General features: G+C 66.4%; 11 protein-coding genes. 5 read left to right on the top strand and 6 right to left on the bottom strand.

The genetic code is table 11. The features are described from left to right. The first annotated feature begins 96 nt into the window (after window positions 1-96). Genes Q0716_RS00900 through Q0716_RS00885 form a run of 4 tightly spaced genes read left to right on the top strand, consistent with a single transcriptional unit; the run spans window position 97 to window position 2,706 of the window. A complete protein-coding gene (locus tag Q0716_RS00900) occupies window positions 97-744 on the top strand; it encodes a DUF6691 family protein (protein ID WP_299018680.1) in 648 nt (215 codons plus the stop codon). Between the two features lie 33 nt (window positions 745-777). Beyond that, window positions 778-1,023 carry a hypothetical protein gene (locus tag Q0716_RS00895; protein ID WP_299018678.1) on the top strand — a complete coding sequence of 82 codons (246 nt, stop codon included), beginning with the start codon at window positions 778-780 and terminating at the stop codon, window positions 1,021-1,023. A gap of 29 nt (window positions 1,024-1,052) precedes the next feature. Next, window positions 1,053-1,682, top strand: coding sequence for a hypothetical protein (locus Q0716_RS00890; protein WP_299018676.1), 630 nt, complete (start codon window positions 1,053-1,055; stop codon window positions 1,680-1,682). Window positions 1,683-1,716: 34 nt separating this feature from the next. Then, on the top strand, window positions 1,717-2,706 hold the full coding sequence (locus tag Q0716_RS00885) for a rhodanese-like domain-containing protein (protein ID WP_299018674.1): 990 nt from the start codon (window positions 1,717-1,719) through the stop codon (window positions 2,704-2,706). Between the two features lie 76 nt (window positions 2,707-2,782). Here Q0716_RS00885 and Q0716_RS00880 read toward each other — a convergent pair whose 3' ends face one another. From Q0716_RS00880 to Q0716_RS00855, 6 genes are all read right to left on the bottom strand, one after another. Further along, window positions 2,783-3,520 carry an amino acid ABC transporter ATP-binding protein gene (locus tag Q0716_RS00880; RefSeq protein ID WP_299018682.1) on the bottom strand — a complete coding sequence of 246 codons (738 nt, stop codon included), beginning with the start codon at window positions 3,518-3,520 and terminating at the stop codon, window positions 2,783-2,785. 54 nt (window positions 3,521-3,574) lie between these two features. Further along, entirely contained in the window at window positions 3,575-4,246 is a 672-nt protein-coding gene (locus Q0716_RS00875) for an amino acid ABC transporter permease (RefSeq protein WP_299018672.1), read from the bottom strand. A 1-nt stretch (window position 4,247) separates the two neighbouring features. Continuing rightward, on the bottom strand, window positions 4,248-5,003 hold the full coding sequence (locus tag Q0716_RS00870; protein WP_299018671.1) for an amino acid ABC transporter permease: 756 nt from the start codon (window positions 5,001-5,003) through the stop codon (window positions 4,248-4,250). Window positions 5,004-5,089: 86 nt separating this feature from the next. Further along, entirely contained in the window at window positions 5,090-5,992 is a 903-nt protein-coding gene (locus Q0716_RS00865; protein WP_299018669.1) for an amino acid ABC transporter substrate-binding protein, read from the bottom strand. 91 nt (window positions 5,993-6,083) lie between these two features. Further along, window positions 6,084-7,001 carry a LysR substrate-binding domain-containing protein gene (locus Q0716_RS00860; RefSeq protein ID WP_299018667.1) on the bottom strand — a complete coding sequence of 306 codons (918 nt, stop codon included), beginning with the start codon at window positions 6,999-7,001 and terminating at the stop codon, window positions 6,084-6,086. Window positions 7,002-7,035: 34 nt separating this feature from the next. Continuing rightward, complete coding sequence (locus Q0716_RS00855) at window positions 7,036-8,889, bottom strand: ABC transporter ATP-binding protein/permease (RefSeq protein ID WP_299018665.1); 1,854 nt, start codon at window positions 8,887-8,889, stop codon at window positions 7,036-7,038. A gap of 32 nt (window positions 8,890-8,921) precedes the next feature. On the opposite strand from Q0716_RS00855, the gene Q0716_RS00850 reads away from it, so the two are divergent. After that, window positions 8,922-9,365, top strand: a complete 444-nt coding sequence (locus Q0716_RS00850) for an acyl-CoA thioesterase (protein WP_299018663.1) — start codon at window positions 8,922-8,924, stop codon at window positions 9,363-9,365. Window positions 9,366-9,539 lie beyond the last annotated feature (174 nt).

Below are 9,539 nucleotides of genomic sequence, written 5' to 3'. Positions count from 1 at the left end.
ACGCTGTCCATCGCGGCGTTCGTCTTTCTCGGCGCCTTTTTCGTCACCGGGCTCATCGTCAGCCGCTGGGTCAAAGGAGTCTGAACCATGTTTCCCATGACCGAAACCGTCTGGTCCGCCCTGCTGGTCGGCGTGGCCTTTGGCTATATCCTGGAGAACGCCGGTTTTGGCAGCCCGTGCAAATTGACGGGGCAGTTCACGTTGCGCGACTGGTCCGTGCTCAAGGTGATGTTCACCGCCATCGTGGTCGCAGCCGCCGGACTGCAGGGGCTGGCCGCGCTCGGTGTGCTCGACATCGACGCCGTCTTCGTGCCGACGTCACTGATGGTGGCCTCGGCCGTGGGCGGCGTGCTGGTGGGGGCTGGCTTTGCCATCGGTGGCTACTGCCCCGGCACCTCGGTCGTGGGGGTGGCCTCGGGTCGGTTGGACGCCTTGGTTTTCTTCGTCGGCCTGATCGTGGGCACGTTTGCCTTCGCCGGCCTGTACGGGCCCACCATCGAGGCCCTCATGGCCATGGGCGAAGTCGAATCGGCCGACACGCTGCACGACGCGTGGGGCATCTCACCGTGGTGGATCATCGTGGCCATGGGCGCCGCCTTGGTCGGCGTGTACTACCTGGGCCGCTGGTTCGAAGCCCGCCACGGCGGCCCCATCTCGGTCGATGAAGCGGTCTGTGGCCAACCCAGCTGCACCCCGACGCAGGCCACCGATACCCCGCCAGGCGCGCGCTCGGCGCACGGCTGATCCCTTGACCGACACCATCACGGAGTGTGCTCGATGAAAACCAAAACGACGACCCTAGCCCAGACCCTGACCGCCTTGCTGGTCTCGACCAGCTTGGTTGCCCCCGCCGCGATGGCGCAGCCAGCGCCCAAAGCCGACGGCAAACCGGCCGCCAGCAGCGCCGGCAACCCCTGTGCACCGGGCAACCCCTGCGCGCCCGGCGAAAAGAAAAAGAAAAAGAAGCGCACCGAGGGGGACAACCCTTGCGCGCCGGCCAACCCGTGCGCGCCCAAGCGCTGACGCCACCCCTGCCCGCCCCTTGACAGTGCATGGACGCTGCTGCGTGGACCCCGTGGGCCGAAGTGGCGCTGCAAGTGCCGCTGGCCTACGCGCGCCGCGGCCAGACGCTGGCCCAGGCCGCGCTGGCCGGGGCCAAGCGCTTCGTGGAGCTGCGCCACTACCCGGCGCGCGATGTGGTGGACACCCGACACGCCACGCGCGCCTACTACCACGCCCACGACGGTGCCACGCGCTGGGGGCCGGACCAGCCGCCCGAGCACGGGCACTTTCATTTGTTCTGGGACGACCCGCAGCCCGGCACGCACGTGCACCTGGTGGCGCTGGCGCTGGATACGCGCGGCCAGCCGTTGCACTGGTTCACCACCAACCGTTGGGTAACGGCGGGGCGCTGGGAGCCAGCGGCAGCGTTGATCGATCGCCTGCCCACGTTCGCCCTGCACACGCGCGGGCGGCTGGCCCCGCTGGCACGCTGGCTGACGGCGATGGTGCATTTGTTTAGCGACGACTTGGCTGCCCTGCTGCAGGCGCGCGATGCCGCGCTCGCCCCCTACACGCGGCACCAGCGCCTAGAAGCGGTGCTAGAAGACCGCCGCATCGACATCCTCAGCCACTGCAGCGCATCGCTACCCGCGCGCCTGCAGCGGCTGGGCCTGACCTGACCCTATGCAAACCCACGTTCGAGGAGGACAACCCATGAAAACCCTGAAACGACTCGCGACCGCCGTCGGCGCCGGGCTGCTGGCCGCCAGCGCCTGGGCGCAAGGCATCCTGCCCGGCCCGGTAGTCAGCACCCAGTGGCTGGCCGACCATCTGGACAAGGTGCAGGTGGTCGAGATCCGCAACGACCCCAAGAGCTTCACCCGTGAGCCCGAGTTCGAAACCACCAAGGACGGCAAGAAGGTCCTGGACGAGTTTGGCGGCCACATTCCCGACTCGCGCCTGTTCCTGGCCAAAGAGCTGCGCACCGAACGTGACATCGCCGGCAACAAGGTCAAGTACCTGCTGCCCGAAAAAGCTGCGTTCGAGCGCGTGGCGCAAGCGGCGGGCATCCTGGCCGACAAGCCGATCGTGGTCGTGCCCGAAGGGCAGAAAATCGCCGACTTCAACGACGCCGCGCGCCTGATCATCCTGCTCAAGGCTTACGCCGACACGCCGGTGGCCATGCTCGACGGGGGCATGGTCGCTTGGCTGCTAGAAGGGCGTCCTTGGAGCAAAGGCGCACCCACGACCATGGCTGGTACCTGGAAGGCCAGCGCCGACCGCTTTGCCCGTTATGTGGCCGACTCGCCCGACGTCGCCGCTGCCATGGAAAAGAAAGACGTGCAGCTGCTCGACGCCCGCGCGCCGTCGATGTACCTGGGTCTGTTCAAGCGCGACTACGTGTATGGGTACGGGCATATCCCGGCGGCGCGCAACGTACCGCTGGAGACGCTGTTCGTCACGCGCGGCGGCGTCATCCGGCTGCTGACGCCCGAGATCTACCGCGCCGTCTTCCAGGCGCAGGGGATCGATCCGTCCAAGCCCGTCATCACCTACTGCAACAGCGGCAACGACTCGTCGCTGCCGTGGTTCGTGCTGTCGGAAGTGCTGGGCAACCCCCAAGCGCGCAACTACGACGGCTCGCTGCACCAGTGGACGCTGGAAAAGCGCGCCATGACGGCACCCGTGCCCGCCGCCATGTGAGCGCCCCTGGCCACCCACAGCCCAAGGCCGCCCGCGGGCGGCCTTTTTCTTGGCCACCCGCGTCACGCCACAACCGTCAGTGCGACAGGATCTTGTTGAGGAAGTCTTTGGTGCGCGGCTGACGCGCCTCGGGGTTGCCGAAAAACTCCTCCTTCGGGCAATCTTCCAAAATCTTGCCGCCCACGTCCATGAAGATGACGCGGTGGCTGACCTTGCGCGCAAACCCCATCTCGTGCGTCACGCACATCATGGTCATGCCCTCTTGCGCCAGGCTCACCATCACGTCCAGTACCTCTCCCACCATCTCCGGATCCAGCGCCGAGGTAGGCTCGTCGAACAGCATCACGATCGGGTCCATCGACAGCGCGCGCGCAATCGCCACGCGCTGCTGCTGACCGCCCGAGAGTTGGCCCGGATACTTGTCCTTGTGCGCGAGCAACCCGACGCGCTCCAGGTACTTCAAGCCGTGCTTTTTCGCGTCCTCCGGCGAGCGGCCGAGCACCTTGATTTGCGCCAGCGTCAGGTTTTCGGTCACCGTCAGGTGCGGAAACAGCTCGAAATGCTGAAACACCATCCCCACCTGCGCGCGCAGCTTGGGCAGGTTGGTTTTCGGGTCGTGCACCGGCTGTCCGTTGACCCAGATTTCGCCCTTCTGGATGGGCTCGAGCGCGTTGATGGTCTTGATGAGCGTGGACTTGCCCGAGCCCGACGGGCCACAGACCACCACCACTTCACCCTTGTGGATCGTGGTGGAGCAGTCGCTGAGCACCTGCACCGGGCCGTACCATTTGGAGACGTTTTTCAGTTCGATCATCGGTCGTTCCATGACGACGTCCTTTTTTACGACGAAAGGGGGCAACAGCGCCGTTTAGCGGATGATGGCGATGCGCGCATGCAACCGCTTGACCAGCGCCGACAGGCTGTAGCAGATCACGAAGTACGCGACCGCCGCCGCGAGATACGCCTCAATGGGGCGGCCGTAGTTCTTGCCCGCCACCTCGAAGCCCTTGAGCAAGTCATACGCCCCGATCGCATACACCAGCGACGTGTCCTGAAACAGGATGATGGTCTGCGTCAGGAATACCGGCAGCATGTTGCGAAACGCCTGCGGCAAGATGACGTAGCGCATGTTCTGCCCGTAGGTCAGCCCAAGCGCCTGGCCGGCATAAACCTGGCCACGCGGAATGGACTGGATACCGGCACGCACGATCTCACTGAAATACGCCGCCTCGAACGCGATGAAGGTGATCACCGCCGACCACTCCGCCCCCAGCGGGCGACCGATGACCAGCGGTACCAGCAGGAAGAACCACAGGATCACCATCACCAGCGGGATGCTGCGCATGCCGTTGACGTACACCGTAGCCGGCCACGCCAGCCACGGACGGCCCGACAGCCGCATCAGCGCCAGCACCGTGCCAAACGCGACCCCGCCCAGCGTGGCCACCACCGTCAGCATCACGCTGAACTGCAGCCCCTTGAGCACGAAGCCGCTGAGCACGTCCCAGTTGTAGAAGGACCAGTCGAGGTTGTCGAGCATCTCAGTGCCCCCCCGCGCCGCCGGCGGCGATCAAACCGGGCACGCGCACGCGGCGCTCGATAGCCGCCATCACCCGGTTGATGGTGAAGGCCGACACGATGTACAGCCCCGTGACCGCGAGGTAAATCTCGATGCCGCGCGCGGTCTCCTCCTGCGCCTGCATCGCAAACATGGTCAGCTCGGCCACGGACACCGCAAACGCCACCGACGAGTTCTTGAAGATGTTCATCGTCTCGCTGGTCAGTGGCGGGATGATGATGCGAAACGCCATGGGAAGCAGCACGTAGCGGTAGGCTTGCGCCTGCGTCAGCCCGAGCGCCAGCGCCGCGGCCCGCTGCCCGCGCGGCAGCGACTGGATGCCGGACTTGACCTGCTCGGCAATGCGCGCCGAGGTGAACAGTCCCAGGGCCACCACGACCAGGACGAAACCGGGCACCCCCTTGAGCGCCGGCACCAGCGCCGGGATCACGTGATACCACAAAAAAATCTGCACCAGCAGCGGAATGTTGCGAAACAGCTCCACCCACGCATTGCCCAGGCGCACCAGCCACGGCGCGCCCGGCAGCGTGCGCAGCGTGCCGATCAGGCTGCCCGTGACCAGCGCCAACACCAGCGCCAACACCGACACCGACACCGTCCAGCCCCAGGCCGACAGCATCCATTCCAGGTAGGTGATGTCACCCCCCTGCCCGAAACAGCGCGGCTGCAGCTCGCGCGTGAGGGTGTCTTCGCAGAAGACTTGCCAATCCCATTGCATGCGGAAGGCTCCCAAGAAACCAAACAAAAGACCCCGGGGCACCGTGGGGTGCCCGGGGTTGCGTGTGCACCGCCTTCGTCAGGCCGTCACTTGGCCTGGTAGGCCTCCATCGGTCGGTCGTTGGGGTTGGCAATCGCCGCCTTGAGGGCGTCGCTCATGGGCATGTTCATGCGCACGCCGTTGGGCGGGGTGGGCTGCATGAACCATTTGTCGTAGATCTTGGCCAGCTCGCCCGACTTCATCATGGCGATGATGGAGTCATCGACCGCCTTCTTGAAGGCCGGATCGTCCTTGCGGAACATGATGGCGATCGGCTCGACGCTGAGCACCTCACCCACGATCTTGAAGTCAGACGGGTTCTTGGAGCGCGCGATCAGCCCTGCGAGCAAGGAGCCATCCATCACGAAGGCGTCAGCACGGCCCGACTCCAGCAGCAAGAAACTGTCGGCGTGATCCTTGCCGTAGACCTCCTTGAAGTCCACGCCACCGGCGCGCTCGTGGCGGCGCAGCGTCTGCACCGACGTGGTGCCAGTGGTGGTGGCCACGTTCTTGCCGTTGAGGTCTTTGATCGAGTTGATGCCCGAGTTGGCCTTGACCGCGATGCGCACCTCCTCGATGAAGGTGGTCACGGCAAACGCCACGTCACGCTGGCGCGCCTGGTTGTTGGTCGTGGAGCCGCACTCGATGTCGACGGTGCCGTTTTGCACCAACGGAATGCGGTTTTGCGACGTGACCGGCTGGTATTTGATGTCGAGCTTGGCCAAGCCGAGCTGCTTTTGAATGTCGCCCAGCACGCGCTGGCAGATTTCGACGTGGTAGCCCGTGTACTTGCCATCGCCCAGCGTGTACGAGAGCACGCCCGACGATTCGCGCACGCCCATGGTGACCGTGCCGGTAGACTTGATCTTGCCCAGGGTATCGTTGGCCTGCGCCAGGGCAGCGGTGGCCGCCAAGGCCGTCAGAGCCAGTGCCAGCAATGGTTTTTTCATGCGGCAGTCCTTTCAGAGTGGTGGTTGGTGACGCGAATCTTACAAGCATTCGCCATGCCAGCGGACGGGAAAAACCCTGTCGTCTCACCGGCTAGCTGCCGGCCAAGCGCCACACGTCGTCCCAGAACCGCTGCGCAGCCGCCTTGGGCCGCGCCCCGCGCGCCCGATACAGGCGGATGTCGAGCTCACCCTGCCAGCATCCGGTAGCAGGTGCCGCCGGCACCAGCCGGCCATCGGCCAGCGCCGGCTGCACCGCGCTGGTGGGCAAAAAGGCCAACCCATGGCCCTCGATGGCCATCGCCTTCAGACTCTCGGCCATGTCGGTTTCGTACACGCGGTCCAGGTGCGCGGGCTCACCCGCCTGGCGCAGCACCCAGTCCACGACCCGGCCCAGATACGCCCCCGGCGCATAGGCCAGGTAGGGCACCGGGGCGCGCGCCGTGCCCGGCAGGCGCAACAACGGCTGCCCATCGGGCCCGGGGCGGCTGAAGGGGGCCAGAACCTCGCGCCCCAGCGGCAGCATCTCGTAGCGGGTGCCGTCGAGCTCGATGGGCTGGGAGGCGTGGTGATAGGCCAGCAGCAGGTCGCAGCCGCCCTCGGTCAGGCGCAGCACCGCGTCATGCACGTTGAGCGCCACCAGCCGTGTCTTGATCGGCCCCAATACGGTGCGCAGCCGCGACAGCCAGCTGGGGAAAAAGGTGAACGCCAGCGTGTGCGGCACGGCGAATTCGATCGTGTCCTTGGCCACCGCGGTGTGCTGTCGCAGCAGCGCGCGCGTGGTGTGCAGCGTCTGCAGCAGCTCGATCGCCTGCGCGTACAGGGTTTGACCCGCCTCGGTCAGGCGCGTGGGGTAACAGGTGCGGTCCACCAGATCGACACCGGCCCAAGCCTCCAGCGACTGGATGCGGCGCGAAAACGCCGGCTGCGTGACGTGGCGCAACTGGGCCGAGCGGCTGAAGCTGCGCGTCTCGGCCAGACTGACGAAATCCTCCAACCATTTGGTTTCCATGGGGCATGCTCTCCAACGCGGGGGACCTGGCGGGTCAGTCGAGGGCACCGCTTTGCTGCAGCGCCCACATCTGGGCGTAACGGCCGCCCTGGGCCAGCAAGTCGGCGTGGCGGCCGCGCTCGACGATGCGCCCGTGCTCCAGCACCAGGATTTCGTGCGCATCGACCACGGTCGACAGGCGGTGCGCGATCACGAGCGTGGTGCGATCGCTGGCCAGCCGGCGCAGCTCGGCCTGGATGGCGCGCTCGTTGGCCGAGTCGAGCGCCGACGTGGCCTCGTCCAAAATCAGGATCGGGGGGTTCTTCAGCAGCGTGCGCGCGATGGCGACACGCTGCTTCTCGCCACCCGACAGCTTCAGCCCGCGCTCGCCCACCACCGTCTGCCAGCCCTGCGGCAGGCGCTCAATGAAGTCGAGCAACTGCGCCGAGCGCGCGGCCTCGCGCACCTCGTCGAACGAAGCGTCGGGCCGACCGTAGCGGATGTTGTACTCGATGGTGTCGTTGAACAGCACCGTATCCTGCGGCACGATACCGATCGCGCGCCGCAGACTGGCTTGCGTGAGGGTGCGGATGTCGTGGCCATCGACGGTGATGCGCCCCGCCGCCGCCCGCGCCGCGGCATCGTCACCGGGGCGGCCCACGTCATAAAACCGGTAGAGCAGCCGCGCCAGCGTCGATTTGCCCGAACCCGACGGCCCCACCACCGCCACCGTGCGGCCGGCCGGGTTCACGAAGTCCACGCCATGCAAAATCTCGCGCTGCGGCTCGTAGCCGAAGTGCACCGCTTCGAAGCGCACCTCGGGCGCACGCGTCAGCACCAACGGGCGGGCATCCGGAGCGTCGCACACCTCGCACTCGCGCTCCAGCAAGTCAAACATGCGGCCCAGGTCGGTCAAGCTCTGGCGGATCTCGCGGTAGAGCACCCCCAAAAAATTGAGCGGCATGTAGAGCTGGATCATGAACGCGTTGATCATCACCAGGTCACCCAGGGTGAGCCGCCCCTCGGTGACACCGACGGTGGCTCGCCAGAGCATGGCCACCAGCGCCACCGCGATGATGAGCTGCTGGCCCACGTTGAGCAGCGACAGCGACGCCTGCGTGCGCACCCGTGCGCGGCGCAAGCGCTCCAGGCTGTCGGCATAGCGGCGTGCCTCCCACGCCTCGTTGTCGAAGTATTTGACCGTCTCGTAATTGAGCAGCGCGTCGATGGCGCGCGCTTGGCTGGCGGACTCCAGCTCGTTCATCTGGCGACGGATGTGGGTGCGCCACTGCGTCACCTGCACGGTAAAGACCACATAGGCCAGCAACGCGGCCAGCGTGGTCCAGACGTACCACGCCTCGAAGCGCAGGCCCAAAATGGCCAGCACCAGCGCCACCTCGATCAGCGTGGGCACCACGCTGTAGAGTGAGTACGACACGAGCGACTGCACCGCGCGCGTGCCGCGCTCGATGTCACGCGTCAGTGCCCCGGTCTGGCGCTCCAGATGAAAGCGCAGGCTCAGCGCATGCAGATGCTCGAACACCTGCAACGCGATGGTGCGCGTGGCACCCTCGGTGGCCTTGAGGAAAACCAGCTCGCGCAGCTCGGCCAGCAGCGTCGTGCTCAGCCGCAGCCCGCCATACGCCAGCAGCAACCCCACCGGCACCACCAGCGCCGCGGTGGCTTCGGCCGACAGTCCAGGCAGCGGCGTGAGCGCATCGACCAGCGCCTTGAGCAGCAGCGGCACCCCGACGGTCGCCAGCTTGGCCGCCACCATCAACAGCAGCGCCACCGCCACCCGCCAGCGGTATGTCCACAGGTAGGGCAGCAGGCGGCGCAGCGTCTGGGCATCGCTGCGCCCGGGGGTAGGGGCGGGGGCCGGCAGCCGCGCCGCGGCTGACGACGGCATGGCTCGCTCGCGCATCGTCGACAATTCCGTGTATGACAGACGCCATCGTACCCCCAACCCCAACCATCCCGGCGCCCCCGAATGGGCTACCCCAGGACAAAGAACTGGTGCTGCGCGTGATCCCCATGCCCGCCGATGTCAATGCCAACGGCGACATCTTTGGTGGCTGGGTGATGGCGCAGGTGGACCTGGCCGGCTCCGTCCTGCCCGCCCGGCACATGGGCGGGCGCTTCGCCACCGTCGCCGTCAACCAGTTTTTGTTCAAGCAACCGGTCAAGGTGGGCGACCTGCTGAGCTTTTACGGCTCCATCGTGCGCATCGGCAACACCTCGATCACGGTCCAGGTCGAGGTGTGGGCCGAGCGCCAGCGGCCGCAGTACACCTGCGTCAAGGTGACGGAAGCGACGCTAACCTACGTCGCCATCGACGAAAACGGTCGACCGCGCCCGGTGCCGCGTCCCGCCACCGGGGCCTGACACCCGTCACCCCGTCCGCTCGACCCTTCCAGACAATCGGGATAGGGGCGGTCAGGATACCTGACCGGGCCCCTCCCACACCACCCGGCATGCGGGTCCGCACCGGGCGGTTCGAGAAGTTGAGGTCATGAGAGACGGGGAACGCCAAGTTTGTCGAAGTAGGCAATGGTCAGC

The sequence above is a fragment of the uncultured Tepidimonas sp. genome, assembly GCF_938045175.1.
In the GTDB taxonomy this organism is placed as follows: Bacteria; Pseudomonadota; Gammaproteobacteria; order Burkholderiales; family Burkholderiaceae_C; genus Tepidimonas.
The sequence above is the reverse complement of the archived record's forward strand: the minus strand, read 5'-3'. Positions and strand labels throughout refer to the sequence as shown.

Coding starts and splice junctions, on each gene's coding strand:
- Q0716_RS00900 (WP_299018680.1), top strand. CDS start 97: ATGACCGAAACCGTCTGGTCCGCCCTGCTGGTCGGCGTGGCCTTTGGC.
- Q0716_RS00895 (WP_299018678.1), top strand. CDS start 778: ATGAAAACCAAAACGACGACCCTAGCCCAGACCCTGACCGCCTTGCTG.
- Q0716_RS00890 (WP_299018676.1), top strand. CDS start 1,053: ATGGACGCTGCTGCGTGGACCCCGTGGGCCGAAGTGGCGCTGCAAGTG.
- Q0716_RS00885 (WP_299018674.1), top strand. CDS start 1,717: ATGAAAACCCTGAAACGACTCGCGACCGCCGTCGGCGCCGGGCTGCTG.
- Q0716_RS00880 (WP_299018682.1), bottom strand. CDS start 3,520: ATGATCGAACTGAAAAACGTCTCCAAATGGTACGGCCCGGTGCAGGTG.
- Q0716_RS00875 (WP_299018672.1), bottom strand. CDS start 4,246: ATGCTCGACAACCTCGACTGGTCCTTCTACAACTGGGACGTGCTCAGC.
- Q0716_RS00870 (WP_299018671.1), bottom strand. CDS start 5,003: ATGCAATGGGATTGGCAAGTCTTCTGCGAAGACACCCTCACGCGCGAG.
- Q0716_RS00865 (WP_299018669.1), bottom strand. CDS start 5,992: ATGAAAAAACCATTGCTGGCACTGGCTCTGACGGCCTTGGCGGCCACC.
- Q0716_RS00860 (WP_299018667.1), bottom strand. CDS start 7,001: ATGGAAACCAAATGGTTGGAGGATTTCGTCAGTCTGGCCGAGACGCGC.
- Q0716_RS00855 (WP_299018665.1), bottom strand. CDS start 8,889: ATGCCGTCGTCAGCCGCGGCGCGGCTGCCGGCCCCCGCCCCTACCCCC.
- Q0716_RS00850 (WP_299018663.1), top strand. CDS start 8,922: ATGACAGACGCCATCGTACCCCCAACCCCAACCATCCCGGCGCCCCCG.